General features: G+C 34.1%; 20 protein-coding genes and 1 riboswitch. Of the genes, 18 read left to right on the top strand and 2 right to left on the bottom strand.

Annotated elements, in window-relative coordinates:
- Nucleotides 1–202 precede the first annotated feature (202 nt).
- The 4 genes from ACZM4J_RS04700 to ACZM4J_RS04685 all read left to right on the top strand — a co-directional run bounded on the left by ACZM4J_RS04700 (nt 203) and on the right by ACZM4J_RS04685 (nt 4,514).
- Nucleotides 203–3,619, top strand: coding sequence for a lectin like domain-containing protein (locus ACZM4J_RS04700; RefSeq protein ID WP_428245189.1), 3,417 nt, complete (start codon nt 203–205; stop codon nt 3,617–3,619).
- A 235-nt stretch (nt 3,620–3,854) separates the two neighbouring features.
- A complete protein-coding gene (locus tag ACZM4J_RS04695) occupies nt 3,855–3,986 on the top strand; it encodes a hypothetical protein (RefSeq protein WP_302689635.1) in 132 nt (43 codons plus the stop codon).
- A gap of 29 nt (nt 3,987–4,015) precedes the next feature.
- Entirely contained in the window at nt 4,016–4,291 is a 276-nt protein-coding gene (locus ACZM4J_RS04690; RefSeq protein WP_022165405.1) for a sugar nucleotide-binding protein, read from the top strand.
- Nucleotides 4,275–4,514 (top strand): hypothetical protein, encoded by a 240-nt coding sequence (locus ACZM4J_RS04685; RefSeq protein ID WP_022165404.1) that lies wholly within the window; start codon nt 4,275–4,277, stop codon nt 4,512–4,514. The genes ACZM4J_RS04690 and ACZM4J_RS04685 overlap by 17 nt, the downstream gene beginning before the upstream one ends.
- Before the next feature lie 46 nt (nt 4,515–4,560).
- On the opposite strand, the gene ACZM4J_RS04680 is transcribed toward ACZM4J_RS04685, so the two are convergent.
- Nucleotides 4,561–5,538 (bottom strand): Gfo/Idh/MocA family protein, encoded by a 978-nt coding sequence (locus ACZM4J_RS04680; RefSeq protein WP_022165403.1) that lies wholly within the window; start codon nt 5,536–5,538, stop codon nt 4,561–4,563.
- 170 nt (nt 5,539–5,708) lie between these two features.
- Complete coding sequence (locus ACZM4J_RS04675; protein ID WP_022165402.1) at nt 5,709–6,554, bottom strand: MurR/RpiR family transcriptional regulator; 846 nt, start codon at nt 6,552–6,554, stop codon at nt 5,709–5,711.
- 315 nt (nt 6,555–6,869) lie between these two features.
- Between ACZM4J_RS04675 and ACZM4J_RS04670 the strand changes: the two genes are divergently transcribed.
- The 14 genes from ACZM4J_RS04670 to ACZM4J_RS04605 all read left to right on the top strand — a co-directional run bounded on the left by ACZM4J_RS04670 (nt 6,870) and on the right by ACZM4J_RS04605 (nt 20,024).
- Nucleotides 6,870–7,514, top strand: a complete 645-nt coding sequence (locus ACZM4J_RS04670) for a GDSL-type esterase/lipase family protein (RefSeq protein WP_302689631.1) — start codon at nt 6,870–6,872, stop codon at nt 7,512–7,514.
- A gap of 55 nt (nt 7,515–7,569) precedes the next feature.
- Nucleotides 7,570–7,642: riboswitch (Fluoride riboswitch) on the top strand.
- A gap of 58 nt (nt 7,643–7,700) precedes the next feature.
- Complete coding sequence (locus ACZM4J_RS04665; protein ID WP_022165399.1) at nt 7,701–8,927, top strand: chloride channel protein; 1,227 nt, start codon at nt 7,701–7,703, stop codon at nt 8,925–8,927.
- Nucleotides 8,928–9,032: 105 nt separating this feature from the next.
- The gene (locus ACZM4J_RS04660; RefSeq protein ID WP_022165398.1) at nt 9,033–9,284 is read left to right on the top strand and encodes a leucine-rich repeat protein; all 252 of its coding nucleotides are present in this window, start codon (nt 9,033–9,035) and stop codon (nt 9,282–9,284) included.
- A gap of 144 nt (nt 9,285–9,428) precedes the next feature.
- Nucleotides 9,429–10,037, top strand: a complete 609-nt coding sequence (locus ACZM4J_RS04655; RefSeq protein ID WP_022165397.1) for a leucine-rich repeat domain-containing protein — start codon at nt 9,429–9,431, stop codon at nt 10,035–10,037.
- A gap of 120 nt (nt 10,038–10,157) precedes the next feature.
- Nucleotides 10,158–11,222, top strand: a complete 1,065-nt coding sequence (locus ACZM4J_RS04650) for an FAD:protein FMN transferase (RefSeq protein ID WP_022165396.1) — start codon at nt 10,158–10,160, stop codon at nt 11,220–11,222.
- 160 nt (nt 11,223–11,382) lie between these two features.
- The gene (locus ACZM4J_RS04645; RefSeq protein ID WP_022165395.1) at nt 11,383–11,649 is read left to right on the top strand and encodes a 4Fe-4S binding protein; all 267 of its coding nucleotides are present in this window, start codon (nt 11,383–11,385) and stop codon (nt 11,647–11,649) included.
- Nucleotides 11,650–11,693: 44 nt separating this feature from the next.
- Entirely contained in the window at nt 11,694–11,825 is a 132-nt protein-coding gene (locus ACZM4J_RS04640) for a hypothetical protein (protein WP_022165394.1), read from the top strand.
- Between the two features lie 24 nt (nt 11,826–11,849).
- Nucleotides 11,850–12,245 (top strand): NusG domain II-containing protein, encoded by a 396-nt coding sequence (locus tag ACZM4J_RS04635; protein WP_022165393.1) that lies wholly within the window; start codon nt 11,850–11,852, stop codon nt 12,243–12,245.
- 129 nt (nt 12,246–12,374) lie between these two features.
- Complete coding sequence (locus ACZM4J_RS04630; protein ID WP_022165392.1) at nt 12,375–12,860, top strand: Gx transporter family protein; 486 nt, start codon at nt 12,375–12,377, stop codon at nt 12,858–12,860.
- A gap of 65 nt (nt 12,861–12,925) precedes the next feature.
- Nucleotides 12,926–13,216, top strand: a complete 291-nt coding sequence (locus tag ACZM4J_RS04625; RefSeq protein ID WP_302689623.1) for a penicillin-binding Tp47 domain A-containing protein — start codon at nt 12,926–12,928, stop codon at nt 13,214–13,216.
- Nucleotides 13,217–13,229: 13 nt separating this feature from the next.
- Nucleotides 13,230–13,781 (top strand): RpnC/YadD family protein, encoded by a 552-nt coding sequence (locus ACZM4J_RS04620; protein ID WP_412336290.1) that lies wholly within the window; start codon nt 13,230–13,232, stop codon nt 13,779–13,781.
- A gap of 16 nt (nt 13,782–13,797) precedes the next feature.
- Nucleotides 13,798–15,000 (top strand): deoxyguanosinetriphosphate triphosphohydrolase family protein, encoded by a 1,203-nt coding sequence (locus ACZM4J_RS04615; RefSeq protein WP_022165061.1) that lies wholly within the window; start codon nt 13,798–13,800, stop codon nt 14,998–15,000.
- Nucleotides 15,001–15,230: 230 nt separating this feature from the next.
- On the top strand, nt 15,231–17,540 hold the full coding sequence (locus ACZM4J_RS04610; RefSeq protein ID WP_489485678.1) for a glycoside hydrolase family 16 protein: 2,310 nt from the start codon (nt 15,231–15,233) through the stop codon (nt 17,538–17,540).
- A gap of 63 nt (nt 17,541–17,603) precedes the next feature.
- Nucleotides 17,604–20,024: a glycoside hydrolase family 64 protein gene (locus tag ACZM4J_RS04605; protein WP_302689620.1), complete on the top strand. Its 2,421-nt coding sequence runs from the start codon at nt 17,604–17,606 to the stop codon at nt 20,022–20,024.
- The last annotated feature ends 156 nt before the right edge of the window (nt 20,025–20,180 follow it).

The following is a 20,180-nucleotide window of genomic DNA, read 5'->3' as shown; positions in this document are numbered from 1 at the left end:
CCTGTGGCTTTTAACAATACAAGTGCTGTCGATATTTGTTCTTGTGTGTACCTCATAACATATCAGGCATTACACAGTCCAACTTTTCGTCCGCATGCCCAGCCTATAATTCTAAAAAATTAGAACACAAAATTAATCTGGTAAATGCTATAATGAATATATAATTAAGGTTTAAAAGAATAAATGATGAAAAGGAGATTTTATGAAAAAAGGGTTTAGTATAATCATGGTGTTTGTTACGGTTATGACAATGCTTTTTAGTGGCGTAACTTTTGCTGATGATACGAATGAAAATACAGAAAATAAAACAAAAGAAAGTAATTTTACAAATCTTATAGTATTTGCAAGATTTTCAGATGAAGATGAATTTATAGATAATTCTTATAATGGGGAATCTGTTAGAAAAATTACAGATAATACTTATAACAGTGCATATTTTAATGTTTCGGATTATTATGAAATTGCGTCAAGGGGAAGTCTTAAGATAAATAGCGTGTATTTGTTTAATAAAGGTGGTTCAGTGCAGTTATCTCATCCAAGAGGATACTATGCAGAGTATAGTGAAGAGAATCCTGAAGGTTACAGGGATAACGGAGAGAGAGCAGAGCGTATGTACGAATTAAAAACAGACTGGTCTGAATCTATAAACAGAGCTATATCAGCGGGCAATGTGATTACAAATTATGATGGTACAAAAAAGTACAACTTTTCTGAACTTGATAAAAACAATGATGGGGTAATCGATGCAATCACCATTATTTATAAAAATACAACTCAGAGTATCTCTGTGGGTTGGTCCTCACCTTTGTGGAATTATAGGGATTATGCAGATTACGTAAAAATAAATGCAGATGGAAAAACAATTACAAGTAAAAACTATGTACAGGTGACAAATTCCTATAATTATTTATACAAGGATAATCGGGAAAACGTGACTTTGCCTATGTCAGTGGCAACTCATGAAATGGGGCACATTTTAGGATTTAAGGACTTGTACAATAGTTCAAATAGTTCGCCGGTATATTATATGTCTGCAATGGCAAAGCATATGTCACCTGTGCCACAGTTTATATCTGTAAAAGAAAGAGAAGCAAAGGGGTGGCTTACATCTGACAATGTTAAAACAATTTATCAAAATGGACAGTATACCTTAAAGGAAGCATCGACTAGAGGAGATTCACAGATAGTAGGATACAAATTAAATTTAAAAGGAACCAATAAAACACTGTACTTAGAATATAGAAATTTTGGCACAGGTGGTAATAAGTATGATTGTCAGTCAAAAGAATTGTATAAAACAGATGGAACGAAGCTAAAAGGATTGACAATTGGTTCAGGACTTGTTTGTTATTTGGTGGACAAAGACACAAAATTCCCAAACAATATGGGATGCGTTGCAGGAAAGTGGAATTATGAAACATTAGGTGGCACATATGCAACAAAATCTGATGCACCATTAAAACTGAATCAGAGCTTGGAAATAACCGATGATATGTATGTTGAAGTCACAAACATAACTGATAATCAATTAACATTTAAAATAGAAGGTGATTTTGAAGAACAACAGACTGAAATTAAAGAAATCTCAGACAGGGAAAAATATGATGGAAGGGACGATGGCATAGTAACACCGGTAAAAGATCAGGGAGATACCAATTTGTGTTGGGCATATTCAAGCATTGCAGCAGCAGAATCATCCATTTTGAAAAGTGGAATTGATCCTACAGTAACGAAAGATACATTATCATTAAATCCGATGGCGGCAGCTTATAGAGTTTTTAAGAGAGAAAGCGATCCATTGGGAAATACAGATGGAGACTGGCAATCAGTAAATTATTTGACGCAGTCAGGAGACCCACTAAAAATTGCCAAGTTATATTCAATGTGGTGGGCACCGGTATCGGGTAATGTGGTTACCACAAACCCATATGAAAATCCATCATATAGATTTGAAAATGCAATTCATATACCTGAAAACAAATCAAATCCGGAAGAATACATTAGGTCAATAAAAAAAGCCATAGCAAAATATGGGGCAGTAACATTTCAGTACAACAATGCAAGAGAAACATTATACTACAATCCAAAGAATGAACAGGGCAGTACAATTTCTCCACATGCATGCACAATCATTGGCTGGGATGACAATATTCCATCAGACAAATTTGTGCCAAATGGTGCTACCCAAAAGGGTGGCTGGCTTGTAAAAAACAGTTACAAATCATTGGAGTATTTTTGGCTGTCATATGACAATACAAGCAGTTGTTCTTATGCATTTTCATTTGCACCAAAGGACAAGTATGACTTTAATTATTACTATGATGGAAGCATGGACGATTTCCCATTAAGAAAAGATAAGTCAGTGGCAAATGTGTTTAAAGCAAAAAAATCTGATGATTTAAAAGATGAATATATAAAAGCAGTAAATGTGGCTATTGGTGGTGAAAATGTAACCGCTAAAGTGGAGATATACAAAAATGTAGATTATCCTTATGGCGGACAGGACAATGTACCAGTTTCAGGTGGTTACCTGGCAAATACTACAACGGCGTATTTTGAAAACAGTGGATATGTAACAATAGAACTGAATCAGCCGGTAAAGATTGAAAAAGACCAATGGTTCTCTGCAATAGTAAGTGTTTCAAATGAAAATGGCGACGCCAAAATAATGACTTCATATAAAAATGGCAGAGAAATGTCATATATAAACAACGGTAGTGGATGGACACAACTTAAAAATTATGTAGGAAGAATAAAGGTATACACAAAATTGAAGAACAAAGTGGAGAATCCAACTATAGAAGTGCCTACAACGGAAGCACAAACCACAACTGAAGTGCCTACAACGGAAGCACCAACCACATCAGTGACAACAACATCAGAGCCAACAACAGAAGCACCAACCACATCAGTGACAACAACACCAAAGCCAACAACGGAGGTGACAACTACATCAGTGACAACAACACCAAAGCCAACAACGGAAGTGACAACTACATTAGAACCAACAGCAGAAGCACCAACCACATCAGTGACAATAACACCAAAGCCAACAACGGAAGTGACAACTACATTAGAACCAACAACTGAGAAACAAACTGAGACAACTGTCACAGTAGAACCCACAGCTGAAATATTGACTACAGAAAATACAACATCAGAAACTACTGTAGAAAATCAAACAACTGATGAAACAACATCAGAAAAAGAAACAACTACAACTTTGGGACAGGTTGTAACAAAGGAAAATGAACCAACTACAACTTTGGGACAGGTTGTAACAAAGGAAAATGAACCAACAACTAACGGAAAAACTACAACTCGTGTTGACGGTGTAAATAAAAAGAGTTTAAAGCAAACAAAAATTCTAAAAGTAAAAAAACTTAAAAATAGAAAAGTGAGAATTACTTTTAAAAAGATAAGTAAGGCTAAAATATATCGGATACAGTATTCAACTGACAGAAAATTTAAGAAAAACGTAAGAACAAAACGTACAAGAAAGAATACATATCTGTTAAGAAAATTACGTGTTAGAAAAAGATATTATGTAAGAGTGAGAGCAATAGTTGGAAAAGACAAAGGCAAATGGAGTAGTGTAAAATCTTTTAAAGTGAGGTAAGCGGTTTTATAAGTAATTGGACAGGGAGTTGGGGCTAACGCCCTTGCAGCACTTGCATCAGTGCTTGGAATGGTAATTCAGGTAATCGTTGGAGTGGCTCATTTCTTTTCAAGCAAAAATCAATTAAAATTCATTAAGCCAAAACGTGTATTTTCAAGTATAGGTCAGATTATAAGAAATGTAATTCTAAGCTGTGTTGGAATACTGGGATTTCTGATAGTTTTTGGCGGTTGCATTGGGATTAATAATAGGCGCAGTAACTAATAAGTCAACATACGGTGTACCTTTAACAATTTTCTGCGTTATAATTTTAGTTGGCTTATTAGTTGAGTCTTTTCTTAAATATAGAAAAGAACAGCAAAAGTAATATAAAAATATATTAGAAAAGAGAGAAAAATGATTCTTATTACAGGAGCTACGGGTTTTGTTGGAAATAAATTGATGAAATCTTTAAAAGATACAGTTGCGGCACCATCTCTTAGAAATGTGTCTGAGGATGATGTGAAGAGAATTGTTGAGGAGAGCAACGCAGATATTATTATTCATACGGCAGCCATTGCAGATATGGGAATTTGTGAAAACAATCCAGAGGAATCTTATTTTGCAAATGTGCAGGTACCGATGTATTTGGCAAAGGCGGCAAAGGGAAGAAAACATGGAAAAGGTAATTGATTTACCTGGTGGTGCTTACAATTATGGAAGTGAAACAAAGCAGTCTATGTATGATATAACCAAAGAATACATAAATATTTTGCATAGAGAAGTGGAGTTACATGACAGACCGGCAGATTATAATTTGTGGATGAATTGTGACAAGGCAAGAAAATATGGTATAGAATTCAGTGATGCACTTGCCGGAGTAGTTAGATGTGCAAAGGATTATAAGATTATATAAAAATAGAGCTGTAAGTAGATTTTAAAACTTACAGCTCTGTTAATTTCTATTTTTCTTCTTCAGGATATTTAAAGCCCCATGATTTTCTAAATTCAGTCATCATATCCATAACGTCTTTTGTATAGTCAAAGTGCATGCAGTCAACATCGCCGTTAATTGCTTTTTCCATATCAGCAAGTTCGTAGGCGAGAGCGTCTGCATTTTCGCCGGCTTTGATTAATTCAGTTTTGCCAGAGTCAGTGTATGTTATGGTAGCTTCCCAAGCTCTAGGATATTCCATTATTTCAATATAACCTTTTTCGCATGAAACCATACCACGTTTTGGCTGTTTAGAATGAAGTGAAAGCATAACGCTTGCCATCTGACCTTCTTCGTTTGTTAGAAGCAAACCAGCCTGCTCGTCAACACCTGTTGGGGCAGGTTTTACCTGAGATACAAGGTTGTTAGGTTTTGAATCCATAAACCAGCGGATAAATGAAAGTGCGTATACACCGATATCGAGCATTGCACCTCCGGCAAGGTTTCTGTTGAAAAATCTGTTTGTCATATCATATTCTTTAAAACTTCCAAAGTTCATGGTAATAAGGTTCACTTTTCCAAGTGCTCCGGATTCCAAAATCTCGTTTAATTTTTTGTAAATTGGCATGTGGAAAATTGTCATTGCTTCACCGATAATAACACCTTTTTCTTTTGCCAAAGAAATTGCTTCGTTTAATTCATCGCTGTTAAGTGTTATGGCTTTTTCAACAAGTATATGTTTTCCGTTCTCAATTGCTTTCTTCATAAATTCAAGATGTGTGTTATGTGGAGTTGAGATGTAAACAACATTAACTTCTGGATCAGTAAACACATCATTCATATTGTCATATACTTTTCCGATATTATATTTTTGGGCAAAATCAACAGCCTTTTGGTGTGTGCGGTTTGCAACAGAATAAATATTTTTTCCATTTTTGATTAATGCCTGTGCCATTTGGTTGGCAATAACTCCGGTACCTAATACAGCCCATTTAATTTCCTTCATAATAAACCTCCTTGTGGTTAGATAAACACGTAAAATTTCACAAAGCATATTGTAAAAAGCGGTTTAATAGATAAACACGCATAAAAATTAATTTTACGAATAAATACACTGTGAAAATCAATTTCATAACACAAAGATACCATGACATATAAATTTCGTCAATAGAAAAATTATTCTTTTGTGAAAGCTATAGATGATTCATGCTGAATAATGGAATCATAAGCTTCTTTTCTCATAGATGTAAGGAAAAGATAAAGCACTTCGATTACCATTGTGGCAGAAACTCTCGAAAAACGATATTCATCAAGAAATAATTTCTCGCGGGTTGCTGTTGTTATATGATAATCACTGATTTTAGCAATAGTCGATTTCTCGCTATTGGTTATTGAAATTGTAGTTGCCTTCTTTTGTTTTGCAGCTTCTAAAATATTAATGACACCGGTTGACTCCCCTGAATTTGAAATTGCAATAACTACGTCATCAGGTGAAAGGTTGTAACTGTAGGCAAGCTGGGTTTCCCAAACAGGAGTTGAAACTGCGGAAATCCCAATCTGGTTAAGCTTGTAGGCTCCATCCATTGCTACAGGAACAGTGTTGCCAACAGCAGCAAAAAGAACATTTTGGGCATTATTTATTCTTTTTAAAATGTCCTGCAGATTTTCAGAATTCATCATTGAAACTGTTTGAGTAAGTTCGGCAACTTTATTTGCCAATATGTTTTTCAATGATTGTTCCAAATCATCTACTGAAATATGATTAGACAATTCATCGTCTTCCGACTGGGAAACCATTTCTTTTGCAATAGAAATTTTAAGATGGTGAAATCCCTTCATATCAATTTTTTTACAAAAACGTGAAACGGAAGCTTCACTTACCTGACATTCTTTTGCCAGTTCGCCAACGGTCATATCCACGATTTCTTTTGGATGATGAATGATGAAATTGCCAATCTTCTTTTCGGTTTCAAAAAAAGTATCCATAGAAGCACATATTTGATTAATAACTGATTTTTCCATATATAAAGTCCTTTTAATAAAAATTTTATGGGTTGCTAGAAATTTACTTCAATTCGAGCTTGCTTGTAAGATTTAGTGAAATAGTATTTCTTCGTACAAAACACTTAGTAAACAAAGTTTCATAAGTAACTTTACTTTAATAATGAAAAAAATGCAATAGCCTCATGAAAATGTAAAAACTATAGTACAATATCCTCATAAAAGTGTGAAAACTGTGGAAAAATACGCTCATAAAAGTGTAAAAATGTTAAGAAATATCCTCATAAAAGTGTAAAATTGTGTATAATGGTATGAGAAATTGAAAGGAATATAGTTATGATAAACGGAGAACAAATGGTAAAAGTAGATAAGTATCGTGTACTTAATACAATGGTAAAAGAAGGACAGATTTTATTTACAGGTTCTTCTCTAATGGAACAATTTCCAATTAATGAATTACAAATGGATTTTGGAATTAAGGAAATTATTTACAATAGAGGGATTGGCGGATTTACAACTTCTGATATGCTTCAATGTATGGATGAGCAAATTTTTGGAGTCAAACCTTCCAAGATTTTTATAAATATTGGAACTAATGATATTAGTGATCCTAATACAGATTTTGACATTCTTTTAAAAGAAATGTTGAAAAATTATGAAGAAATATTAGGTCAGATAAAAGATAAATTACCAAAGACATCTGTGTATACAATGGCTTTTTATCCGGTAAATAGTGTTGATATGCTTCCAGATTGCCCTTTTGAGCAAACTGTTTTTTATCATAGAAATAATGAAACGGTGCCAGTAGCTAATGAAGAGGTGAAGAAATTAGCACAGAGAATGGGATGTTATTATATTGATGTGAATCAGGGGTTAACGAACCCTAGAGGAATGTTAAAGAAAGAATACACTATGGACGGAATACATATGTATGCCAATGCATATAAAATTATTTTAGATAATATGAAAAAGTATTTGTAATAAACTTAAATTGACACATACCTTTATATATGCTATCTTTTTCATAGTTAAAAAATTAAATAAAGGGAATGAGGTTCTCCCTTGATTTTATCAAAACCGCTAGTAAAGCTGATGACTTCTGTGTAACAATGCACAGGTGAATCAGCTTTTTTTATGTAATATAAATTCCACATAAGGAGACAACAAATGAACAAACAACAAATATACGAAAAAGCAATTCTAACGATCAAATATATTATCCTTGCAATTATAATCGGTGTTGTTGTGGGAATAGTAGACACAGTTTTTGGAAGAGGCTTAATTGCAATATCTGATTTCAGAACAGCCAATTACAAATATCTTATTCCGTTTTTACCGGTAGCAGGACTTTTAATTACATGGCTGTACCTACGTTTTAGCAAATTAAGTTTAAAAGGTATGACACTTGTATTTGAAGTTGGGCAGGAGAAAAGGGATTCAATACCACTTGCGCTAGTACCACTGGTTATGGTTGGAACATGGATAACACATCTTTTTGGAGGTAGTGCCGGCAGGGAAGGTGTAGCTGTTCAGATAGGGGCAACACTTTCACATTATTTGGGCCGAAAAATGAAAACACCAGACAACAGCAAAGTTATGCTAATAACAGGTATGGCAGCAGGTTTTGGTGGCTTGTTTCAAACTCCGTTGGCAGCAACTTTTTTTGCCATGGAAGTAATTGTTGCAGGTTATATGGATTATCAGGCATTGCTACCTGCAATAATCGGAGCCTTTGTAGCTTCATTTACATCACACTCACTAGGACTTGAAAAATTTGCTGTGGAACTGAAGAGTACAGTTGATTTGTCAAATATGAAAATCGTAGCGATAGTTATAATTTTAGGATTAGCATTTGGAATTGTGGGAAGATTATTTTCAAAATTACTTCAGGTTCTAAAGAAATTTATGGTAGAGAAATTTGTGAATCATTATGTGAGAATTGGTGTGATTTCAATACCATTGGCAATAATATTGATTTTCCTTTGGCAGGGAAGATACAGCGGACTTGGAACTAACTTGATTTCCAGCGTTTTTTCAGGTGGAGAGGTTTATGGCATTGACTGGATTTTGAAACTGTTACTAACAGTGCTTACTTTATCAATTGGTTTTCAGGGCGGTGAAGTAACACCACTGTTTTCAATAGGGGCAACTCTTGGAATGGTTCTTGGAGGGTTACTTGGTATATCCCCTGTTTTATGTGGCGCACTTGGTTATGCAGCAGTTTTTGGAAGTGCCACAAATACACTGATAGCACCTATAATGCTTGGTATCGAAGTGTTTGGTGGAAGTAACATGTTATTGTTTGTGGTGGTATGCAGTATTGCATACATTGTTAATGGAAATAAATCAATTTACGGTGCACAGGAAAAAAGTAGTAATTTACAAATAAAATAAGTTTTATTAGGCAGATAAATGTGTTAGTCTAGTTATAACGGTATGTTACTAAAAAATATGACAGGAATAATATATTGACAGAAAATACAAAAGGATAAGGGTAAGATGAAAAAAGTACAATATCTAATATTTACAATGCTATTAGCAGTATTGGTAATTGGCTTTGCAGGCAAAAAAATAGTTATTCCGTCAAAAATAAACGGTCAAACGGTAATAGGTATTTGGAATAATGTTTTTGAAAAATGTACTAATTTAGAGGATGTAGTGTTTCAGGAAGGCTGCAAATATATAGGAAAGAATGTTTTTACTAATTGTAGTAATTTGCAAAAAGTCACTCTTCCCAAAAGTTTGCTATAAATAGGAGATGGAGCTTTTGCTAAAACAAAAATTATAGAGATAGCGATTCCACCAAATCTGAAAGTAATAGGAGACTGTGCTTTTTCACATACACCTTTAGAAAATATTATTTTACCTGATAACTTAAAGTGCATTACAGCAGGTATGTTATCTAACACTGAACTTGAAAAAATAACAATACCGGAAAGTGTTGTGCATATTGAGTATGGAGCCTTTGAGGATTCTAAGTTAAAAGAAATTGAGCTTCCGCAGAATTTATACTCAATAGGTAGTTTTGCATTTAATATACCGTCGCTTGAAAAAATTATTATTCATTCAAATGTGGAGATTATGGAAGAAAATATTTTTGGTAAACAGTATGGTGAAAAAGCAATTGATTTGACAATATGTTGCCCTGATGGCTCAAAGGCACAGTTATATGCAAGGAAATATGGGTGCAATTGTTGCGAAATTCCAAAAAGCTTAACAGCAAATAAGGAAATTTGTGCAAGTGGACTTTGGGTAAAATTTGTATCATTAAAAGAAAAAATTGATTTAAATGTGTTGTGTAAAAAATTATCAATTAATAAAGGGGAAACCTGGTCATGGGAAACAAGTTCAAGTTCTGTTGAAATTAACAAAGTTATGAGTATGGATGAGGCCGAAAGACTAAAGAAAAATTTTGAATGGTACATCAATGCATATCAGAAGGAATTATTTATGGGTGGTGTAGCTATAAAAGATAATCTTGTGGAAATACTGAAGTATTGGTAACCATAACATCCCACAAATTACCAACACGACAATTATTGACAATATAAAATCATTGTGCTAGATTACGCGAGTTAGTACAAACTAACACAAGTAAACAAAGAATAACAAAGAGGCATTTAAATGAAAAAATTATTAGCAATTCTTTTAGCATCGATGTTACTTGTATGTGGATGCAGTAAAAATAATATATCAGAAAATAATGCAGGAGGAGTATCGGCTGATTCCAAATCAGAGGAACAAAAAGTTACAGCGGATCTCTTTGCAATGGACACATACATGCAGGTGACAGCTTACGGAAAAAATGCAAACAAGGCAGTAGAACAGGCAAAAAAAAGAATAAATCAGCTAGACAGCATGCTTTCTACAGGCAAGAAGGAAAGTGAAGTCAGCAAGTTAAACAGTGAAAAAACTTTAACACTTTCAGAGGATGTAGGAAACATTATGGAACGTTCTTTGGAAATCTACAAAAGTACAAAGGGTGTTTTTAATCCGGCAATTTATCCTGTAATGCAGGCTTGGGGATTTGATACAAAAAAATATAAAGTTCCATCAAAGGAAAATTTGCAGGCAACTTTAAAAAATACAGATGCTTCAAAAATCAAATATAATAAGTCTTCAAGAGTCGCAACATTTGAAAATAAAAAAATGGAAATTGACTTTGGAGGAATTGCAAAAGGTTACACATCGGCAGCAGTTATGAAGATTTTTAAGGACTGCGGTGTGACAAGTGGTCTGGTTAGTCTTGGTGGTAATGTTCAGGCATTAGGTAGCAAGGTTGATGGCAGCAGTTGGAAAGTGGCAATTCAAAATCCTGACAGCGAGGAAAACTATCTTGGAGTGCTTAATATAAAGAACAAAGCAGTTATTACATCAGGTGGCTATGAACGTTATTTCGAAAAAAACGGAAAAGTTTATCACCATATAATTGATCCGGCAACCGGGTATCCGGCAAATGCAGGTCTTAAATCAGTGACAATTGTTAGTGAGGATGGAACACTTGCAGATGGTTTGTCAACATCACTATTTATTATGGGGCTTGAGAAAGGCGAGAATTATTGGAGAGAAAACAGTGATAAGTTCGATGTGATTTTCTTAACAGACGATAACAAACAGTACGTTACAGAAGGAATTTACAAAGATTACTCATCTGATAATAAAGTAATAAAAATTACTAAGGATAAGTAATAAAGTAAATAAAATTAAAAAGACAAATGGTTATCAAACTTTGTAAAAAGATAATTATAAACAGATAATCAGAAACTAAACAGATAAAAATAATTTATAAATATAAACAGGACTGAAAAATTACAAAAGGCAAAATAGAAAACAAGGTGGAAACATACAAATGAAGAAGATAAACAAAAGGAAAATTCAAAAATATATCAGAATGATAATTCAGCTAATATTCTTCACAATTATGCTATCAATTTACACCACAGCCTTTTCGGGTGTTAAGTACATTTTCACCCAAATTGGAAATGGACAGCAGGTGGAATTAACATCTTTTGTTACAATATTAATTGTGTTATGCTTATACACGATAGTTTTTGGCAGATTCTTTTGTGGCTTTGCATGTGCCTTTGGCAGTTTAGGCGACTACCTTCAGGAATAGAACTACCAAATAGTGGTGAGAACATTCAATCAGGAGAATGTTTTATGTGTCAAAAATGTATGAATATATGCCCAAAACAAAATGTTAAAACATCTACAATAAAAGGAAATGGCATTGGCTTTATTTTAATAAGAGCAGCCATTCTTATAATCATAATGAAGTGGGCTGGTATTTAAGATTGGTAAACTAGGAGCATTTTAATGAAGAAAAAAGATATTATTCTGGTGATTGTTGTTCTTTTAATAGCCGGAGTTTCGTATAGCATGATGCATTTTATGAGGTCGGGCGAAGGTCATTTTGCACAGGTGTCAGTTGATGGCAAAGTGCAGGGGACTTATTCATTAGATAAAGATAGAACAATAGAAATTAAATCTTCAAAAGGAAAGAATATTCTTATCATTAAAGATGGAAAGGTGGAGATGAAAGAGGCAGATTGCCCTGACAAGTATTGTGTTAAGCAGGGCAAAATCAAAAATGTTGGTGAGACAATAGTGTGTCTGCCACATAAAGTTGTGGTTGAAATAGAAAAGACAAGTAAAGGCACAGATTCTAATGACAATAAGAAAAATGATGAAATAGATGCAGTAGTGAAATAGCTAAGCTATAAAGCATAAACAATAGTTAAATAACTAAAATGATAAAACACATACAGAAGCAAAAGAACTAAATTTTGCGAAAATTTGTAAGGTTGGAAAAGTAATTTAATATTTCAGGAAGGAGTTAATATGGATGCAAAAAGAATAGCAAATATGGCAATGCTGGTAGCGTTAGCAATAATTTTTAGCTATGTAGAATTTATGATTCCTATTAATCTTGGTATTCCCGGAATAAAATTAGGGTTGGCAAATTTAGTAATTGTAATAGCCTTGTACACACTAAAACTAAGTGATGTGTGGATTATTTCAATCCTAAGAATATTGATAATCGGCTTTATGTTTGGAAGTGGTATGTCAATTATTTATAGTTTGGCAGGGGCTATTGTAAGCTTAATCGTAATGATGCTTGTGAAAAAAATTAATGGTTTCAGCATCATGGGAGTTAGCATGATAGGAGCAGTATGCCACAATCTTGGACAGATTGTGGTAGCAATGATAGTCGTAGAAACTACAAGTATTTTGTATTATGTACCGGTTCTTTTGGTTGCCGGTTTAATCACAGGTGCAATAATAGGCATAATTTCAAAAAGAGTATTAGTTGCCATAAAAAAATAAAACAAATTTTTTTACCCCTAAAGATTAGATAAAACTAACAAAAATAAGTCAAAGCAAACAAATATGTGTATGCAGGACTTACATGGCAGGAATATTGGGCAAGTGAAGGTGTATATGAAGCAGGAAACGTACAGTCTTCAGAGGCAGAAGACAGTAGAGGCGAATTAGATAAAGGTGTTTTCGATGCAGTTTCAAGAGCTACAGTAAATCACGGTATTCACAGAGGAAGTTTCCAGTGTAGCACAACAATTTATGACGTAGATGGCAATACATACAATGTTTTATATTGGAAGACTGGTGAGAATGGAAACGGAACTTGTCAGTGCGTTTTAACAGATGGAAGAGGGAAAATTTGAATGGACAGCAAAAATGATAAATATAAACACGGGAAATAATAATAGTTTGATTTCAAAGTGTAAAGTCCTAAAGGAATATGTTATACTAACAACTAGGATGAGAGAGTATATCAGTAAGTATTCCGGTAAGGATTTCAGTGACGAGGAAGCAGTGAAAATGGCTGTGGACGAATGTATAAATGAATATGTGTTGCGAGAATTTCTGCTGGAAAATAAGGCGGAGGTGGTTAAAATGTTCTTGACAGAGTATAACGAAAAGCAGACATTGGAAAACACGTATAACGATGGCGTTGAAGTTGGTAAAGAAAAGGGGATAGAAATTGGCAAAGCTCAGGGCATTGAATTTGGAGAACGCAGAAAGCTTATTGAAATGGTATATAAGAAAATGAAAAGAGGAAAAACTGTAGAAGAAATAGCAGACGATTTGGAAGAAGATATAGAAGTAATTAATCCTATTTTTAATGAAATAGAGAAGGTAGGGTTAGATAAAAGTCTGGAAGAGATAATAAAAAAAGTTAAGGTTAAAGTAATGAAAGAACAGTATGGCTTATTCGGAGTTAATTAAGAATCATGGAGGATTTATGCCAAAATACAACGACTTATCAAAAGAATTACAGGAAAAAATAGAACAGGATCGAGCTAATCATGTGGTAAATCCATACGCCTTTCGTAACGAGGATGCTCTTCGTAGAAAGATGGACTGGGACAAAAACAAACTTTTAAGACCGGCGTTTGTACGTGACTGTGAGAAAATCCTACATCTACCAATGTATAATCGTTATGCTGACAAAACACAGGTATTTTCATTATACAGAAATGATGATATTTCAAGGCGTTCCAGTCATGTGCAGTTGGTATCAAGAATAGCCAGAAACATTGGTGGTTTGCTGGGGCTGAATACGGATTTAATAGAAGCTATTTCCCTGGGACATGACATTGGTCACACACCATTTGGTCATGCAGGAGAGCACAAACTAAATGAATTATACAATGGAAACACCGGAAGATATTTTAATCACAATGTTCATAGCGTAAGAGTTCTTGATCAGATTTTTAATCTGAATCTTAGTATGGAAACACTGGACGGAATACTATGCCACAATGGTGAGATGGAGCTTGAAAAATATAAGCCTATTGCTTATAGAAATTTTGATATCTACGATAAGAAAGTTGAAGAGTGTTATGTGAATAAAGAGGCTAACACCAAGTTGATACCAGCTACCTTAGAGGCATGTGTTATGAGAATTTCAGATATTATTGCATACCTTGGAAAAGACAGACAGGATGCGCAGGAGTTGGGACTTTTTGAGACATCGCCAAAATACTACGAAGGTAAAATCGGAACTACCAATTCTGAGATTATTAACAACATGATTGTAAACATTGTGGAAAATAGTTATGGAAAAGACTACCTGAAAATGGATGAAGATTTCTTTGAAGCTTTTTCACAGGGAAAGAGGGAAAACTATTCTTTAATTTATGGTAATTCAAAAGTTAAAAAAGTTTACGAAGAAGAAATCAATCCGATGATGGAAGAAATCTATGAGAAACTTTTGAAGGATGCAAAGGCTCATAATAAGAATTCGGTATTGTATAAACATCACATTAATTACATTAATGATAGAGCAAAATATTATACAAATGAAGATTATGATGAAAACGAGGCAAATGAAAAGGTAGTTGATTATATTGCAAGCATGACAGATGACTACTTTGTAGACTTATACAAATACCTGTTTCCAAAGGGGAAACATCATGTAAAATACATTGGATATTTTGAATAAAAAATATGAAATTTAAAAGAACACTAAAAATGGTTTTATGAAAGGATAATACTGTTCAGGTGTCATCATTTTAGAATGGTGGCTAAATTTTAGGTCCTATTGTTGAAAAAATGGGGGTATGTTAGTATAGAATGTAGACGAATAAAATTGTTTTTATTCATTTTTGACCGAATAGATTAACAGAGGAAGGAGCGCATAATACTTAGTAGAAAGTATTATGTAAAAGCATTATGTTTAAGAAAATTATAGCTGTAGCTACAAGCGTTACAATGTTATTTTCAGGAATAGCATTTAGCCCGGCAAAAAAGGTAAACGCGGCAGTACATTCATCACAGGGAAGCGAGACATGGAAGTTAGTATGGAATGATGAATTCAATCAAACTGTTGGAGGTGCACCTGATCAGTCAGTATGGTCTTACGATATAGGAGTAGGAAATGGTGGCTGGGGAAATGCAGAACGTCAGTATTATACAAACAGCACAAATAATGTATATATTGCAGATGTGTCAGGTGATTCAAGTTCTTCAGATGGAAGGGCATTGGCAATTAAGGCAATCAAGTCTGGAGATAGTATAACATCAGGTAGATTAAAATCATTAAATAAACAATATTTAAGATATGGAAGAATAGAAGCAAAAATCAGAACAGAAAACGGAATGCAGTCAGGTGTGTGGCCTGCATTTTGGATGATGGGAAATGATATCGAAAGTGGAGCACCATGGCCATATTGTGGTGAGATAGATATTATGGAACACAGAAATGCAGAGCAGAATGTTATTGGAACACTACATTATAATAGTGGAAAAGGTACATCAGCAGGTTACGCTCACCAATATATTGGTAGTGAAATCAATGGTCAATATGGTTATATTGGCGATATGAATCAGTGGCATAAATATGCTGTTGAATGGTACGAAGACGTTATCAAGTTTTTTGTAGATGACACTTGCTTTGAAACACTTAACATATCAAGTGATGAAATGGAAGAATTCCAAAAAGATCATTTTATTCTTTTAAATTTAGCAATTGGTAGTACAAATTCACCATTTACACTTGGACAAACAATCAGCGATAGTTTCACAGATGCAACAATGTATGTGGATTATGTTCGTGTATATCAGGGAACAGACAGCTCGTTTAGAAGAGCAAAGTCAACTGAAGGTGTGACAAATCCTGAGCTAACAACTATGGGTGATGGAATGACAGTATGTTCTAATCAGAAAACTTACTTAGGTGATTGGGGCTACTATATTTGGGATGGAACTTACGCTAAGTATTTAGGCGGTGAAAGTTTAGACGGCTTTCAAATGAAAATTGTAGACAACAAAAAACAAAATTGGGGAACTCAGGTTTTTACAAAAGAGATAGCTGTAACAAGTGGAAAAACATATAACGTTAGTGTAGATGTAGATTCAAACGTAGTGACTCCTGCGATTTTAATGAAAGACGAGATTAGTGAAACAGAGTTCGTTAATCAGGGACTCATAGCTGGAAAGAATACATTAAAGGGAACATTTACTGCAAATTCAGATAAAATGCAGTTTATGTTTAACTTACAAAACGTTGATTCAGGAACAACATTGAATTTCTCAAATGTAACAGTAACTGAGGTTTCAGATGGACAGGATACAAGTAAAGAAACATCAACGTCCAAAGAAAATCAGACAACAGGTGGTAATGTAACTCCTTCTAATTTAACAGAAATTAAAGGTGGAGCAGAAAATACATATTACTATGATAAAGATTCAATGGAGAATGTTAAAGAAGTAGTAAATATTCAGCAGGCAGGATATGCTACAGAACCTGGTATTTATGTGAACGTTCCGGCAGCTATCAGCGATGTTAAGGTAAACGGTGTAGCATTGGATGCAACTGCAATTCAGGGTGCAGGCACATGGATTTATTTATCAAAGCTTACAAAAAGGACAAATAATGTTGAAATAACATATGCAGGTGGCGTTGCAAAAATCACAATTGCAAATATGTCAATGTCTGAAGGTAGTGATGTAACAACAACATCACAGCAAACAACAACTAGCAAACAGGAAGTAACGACAACAAAACAACAGACAACAACTAGCAAACAGGAAGTAACGACAACAAAACAACAGACAACAACTAACAAGCAGGAAGTAACGACGACAATAAAACAACCAAATACTTCAACAACATTAGGAACAACAAAAGCACCTGAAACTGTGAAGCAGACAACTACAGCTAATAAGGTTGACTCAACTAAGGTTAAGTTAGGAAAAACTAAAATTGCCAAAGCTTCAAAGAAAAAGAATGTTAAGAAGATTAAATTAACACTTAAAAAGATTAAAGGAGCAAAGGGCTATCAGGTTAAAGTTTCCACGTCAAAGAAATTTAAGAAAAAAACAACAGTAACAAAAACTATTAAAAAACTTGCTAACACAGTTAACATTAAAAAACTCAAAGTAGTTAAGAAATATTACATTAAGGCAAGAGCTTTTAGCAAGACAAAGGGAACTATAAGCTACGGCAAATGGAGTAAAGTTAAAGTAGTTAAGATTAATTAACCAAAGTTAAATAGTCAAACTGCATAGCAATAAACTTTAATAACAAGAAAGGATTTAGAGAGAATGAGAAAATCAAAATTTATGGCGATACTATTAACACTTGTTCTTACACTAAGTATGGCAAACGGATTAGTGTTTAATGTATCAGCCGCAAGCCCAAAACTTAACAAGAAAAAGGTAACAATTACTGTTGGAAAGACAGTAAAATTAAAAGTTAAAAAGAATAAGGCTAAGAAAAAAGTTAAGTGGAAATCAGCAAACAAGAAAATTGTTAAAGTTACAAAAAAAGGAAAAATAAAGGGAATCAAACCTGGTAAAACAGTTGTAACTGCAAAAGTCGGCAAGAAAAAATTAAAATGCAAGGTTAAAGTAGTTGCAAAGAAACAGACTACTAAACCAACTGTAAAGCCAACAGTGCCTGCAACAACAAAAGCTCCAGTGCAGACAACACAGGCACCGGTAACAACAAAAGCACCAGTACAGACAACACAGGCACCGGTAACAACAAAAGCACCAGTACAGACAACACAGGCACCGGTAACAACAAAAGCACCAGTACAGACAACACAGACACCGGTAACAACAAAAGCACCAGTACAGACAACACAGGCACCAACCACAGCTAAGACTACAACAATAGTTGACGATGGAAAGCCGGGACCAAAAGAAGCTTTTGGAGAGGTAATTATAGGAATAGATGGTTTATCGGTACAATTTGTTTGGGGAAATGATAACGAAATTATAAGTAGTGGTCAGACATTCAACATATACTATGATGGAGTTTTAGGAGAACAGGGTGTAAATCCTGCAGTAATTACTCATGTATTTGCTACAGGTGGAAAACATGTAATTACTATTAAGGGATATCTTAATGGAAAAGAAAGTCAAGGTGTAAATATTGGAGTAGATCTTGGTGGAAGTGGAGATAACCAGACAACAACAAACAGTTCTGAACCAACGCAACCATCAACAACACAGCCTACAACAACAAAACCAGCAACAACAAAACCAGCAACAACAACTAAGCCATCATCAGAGAATCCAACAACAGCACTTACTTTTACAACAGATAGCTCAATTGAGAAACCATTTGGTTTAAATGTAAGTCAGGCATCAGAAGGATATGTTAATATTGTTTGGGGACGTGGTACAATTGACTGCTATAATGTATATGTAGATGGAGTAAGAAGACGTACAGGTGTATCAGCACAGTTATTAAAACTTCCGGTTTACACAGAGGGAACACATACAATAGCAATTACAACAGTAGTAGGAACAAAAGAATCAGAAAAACTTGAGGCACAGGTTGCAATTACAGGTATAGGTGAAAAAGAAACAGAGCCTGAAACATGTCCACCTGAACTTCAGCCACAATTAAAGGAAAATGTTCCTATGAAGGATGATAGAATCGCAATTGAACTTAACAACAAAACAAATGGAAAATATAGTGATGACCAGATTTATTGGTGTATCTTAGGAAACAATTCAGATAATAAACTTTGTTATATGGACAAGTATGGTAACATGATTCCGGCATCAGAATCTTTAAATACAATTGACGTAAATGGAAAAAAATATGCGAATATTTATCATACACTTGCAGAATCAGACCATGTATATGCACCAACAGTTCGTTCAGGAAGAATGTACTTAAGTTATGGAAAACCTGTTTACGTTACATTTAATACAGATGCTAATGGCAATGCAGGTTATGCAGGACCAGACCTTAACAATCCAAGTGATGTAAATGCAAACACATTATTTGAATTTGCTGAATTTACAATCGAAGGCAAGAGTTATTGGGGGAACACAACTCGTGTTGACTATTTCTGTTTCCCAATGATTACACGTTTAGTTGGAAATGCACTTTATGGTACATATGACAAGACTGTAGGTGATATAGGAACAAGAGATGAAATTTTCTCAGCATTTAAAAACAATGCACCTGAGGCATTTAAAACACTTGTAAGAGATGATAGAATTATTGCTCCATGCAAACTTACATTTGGTGAAGGAAAACAGTATGCAAACTACTTCGATAATTATATTAATGAATTCTGGACAAAATACTCAAATGAAGATTTAAGATTTAGCTCAGAAACAGGAAGCTTTGTAGGAAGAGTAGAAGGTAATAGAATGAAATTTACAAGAGATAATGATTCTAATGTATATTATATTGATAAGCCAACTACTCAGGATATGTTAGAAGGCAGAGGAGCTTTTGATAGAGGTAATGGTGTAGAAAAAGCTATCGAAGCACAGTTATGTGCAGCATTTAACAGAGGTGTTGCAACAGAACCTGACAAGTGGTACATAGTAAGCGAATATTATAAGAAGAGCCCATCAAACTACTATGCAGGTTTCTTCCATGAACATTCAGTTTGTGGTTTAGCTTACGGCTTCTGCTATGATGATGTAAATGACCAGAGTACACTTTTACAGTACGATAAAGCAGATGCGTTAGTAATCGATTTAAGATGGTAAGACATAAAAATACAGAAAAGGTAACGATATTTAATAATGTGTTGACAATATATAGTAAGGCAATAACATTATTAAAAAAATAGAAATATTAATAAATTCAGGAACCTACCTTTTATTGTTAATATTGAAAAGCAATTCGTTGACATTTTAACTGTT

It is taken from the genome of Eubacterium sp. (assembly GCF_057858645.1).
Note: the sequence above shows the minus strand (reverse complement) of the source record. Positions and strands in the feature narration are given on the sequence as shown.

What these genes read in the sequence shown, in the direction of transcription:
- ACZM4J_RS04700 (WP_428245189.1), top strand. Translation starts at nt 203, where the DNA reads ATGAAAAAAGGGTTTAGTATAATCATGGTGTTTGTTACGGTTATGACA.
- ACZM4J_RS04690 (WP_022165405.1), top strand. Translation starts at nt 4,016, where the DNA reads ATGATTCTTATTACAGGAGCTACGGGTTTTGTTGGAAATAAATTGATG.
- ACZM4J_RS04685 (WP_022165404.1), top strand. Translation starts at nt 4,275, where the DNA reads ATGGAAAAGGTAATTGATTTACCTGGTGGTGCTTACAATTATGGAAGT.
- ACZM4J_RS04680 (WP_022165403.1), bottom strand. Translation starts at nt 5,538, where the DNA reads ATGAAGGAAATTAAATGGGCTGTATTAGGTACCGGAGTTATTGCCAAC.
- ACZM4J_RS04675 (WP_022165402.1), bottom strand. Translation starts at nt 6,554, where the DNA reads ATGGAAAAATCAGTTATTAATCAAATATGTGCTTCTATGGATACTTTT.
- ACZM4J_RS04670 (WP_302689631.1), top strand. Translation starts at nt 6,870, where the DNA reads ATGATAAACGGAGAACAAATGGTAAAAGTAGATAAGTATCGTGTACTT.
- ACZM4J_RS04665 (WP_022165399.1), top strand. Translation starts at nt 7,701, where the DNA reads ATGAACAAACAACAAATATACGAAAAAGCAATTCTAACGATCAAATAT.
- ACZM4J_RS04660 (WP_022165398.1), top strand. Translation starts at nt 9,033, where the DNA reads ATGAAAAAAGTACAATATCTAATATTTACAATGCTATTAGCAGTATTG.
- ACZM4J_RS04655 (WP_022165397.1), top strand. Translation starts at nt 9,429, where the DNA reads ATGTTATCTAACACTGAACTTGAAAAAATAACAATACCGGAAAGTGTT.
- ACZM4J_RS04650 (WP_022165396.1), top strand. Translation starts at nt 10,158, where the DNA reads ATGAAAAAATTATTAGCAATTCTTTTAGCATCGATGTTACTTGTATGT.
- ACZM4J_RS04645 (WP_022165395.1), top strand. Translation starts at nt 11,383, where the DNA reads ATGAAGAAGATAAACAAAAGGAAAATTCAAAAATATATCAGAATGATA.
- ACZM4J_RS04640 (WP_022165394.1), top strand. Translation starts at nt 11,694, where the DNA reads ATGTGTCAAAAATGTATGAATATATGCCCAAAACAAAATGTTAAAACA.
- ACZM4J_RS04635 (WP_022165393.1), top strand. Translation starts at nt 11,850, where the DNA reads ATGAAGAAAAAAGATATTATTCTGGTGATTGTTGTTCTTTTAATAGCC.
- ACZM4J_RS04630 (WP_022165392.1), top strand. Translation starts at nt 12,375, where the DNA reads ATGGATGCAAAAAGAATAGCAAATATGGCAATGCTGGTAGCGTTAGCA.
- ACZM4J_RS04620 (WP_412336290.1), top strand. Translation starts at nt 13,230, where the DNA reads ATGATAAATATAAACACGGGAAATAATAATAGTTTGATTTCAAAGTGT.
- ACZM4J_RS04615 (WP_022165061.1), top strand. Translation starts at nt 13,798, where the DNA reads ATGCCAAAATACAACGACTTATCAAAAGAATTACAGGAAAAAATAGAA.
- ACZM4J_RS04610 (WP_489485678.1), top strand. Translation starts at nt 15,231, where the DNA reads ATGTTTAAGAAAATTATAGCTGTAGCTACAAGCGTTACAATGTTATTT.
- ACZM4J_RS04605 (WP_302689620.1), top strand. Translation starts at nt 17,604, where the DNA reads ATGAGAAAATCAAAATTTATGGCGATACTATTAACACTTGTTCTTACA.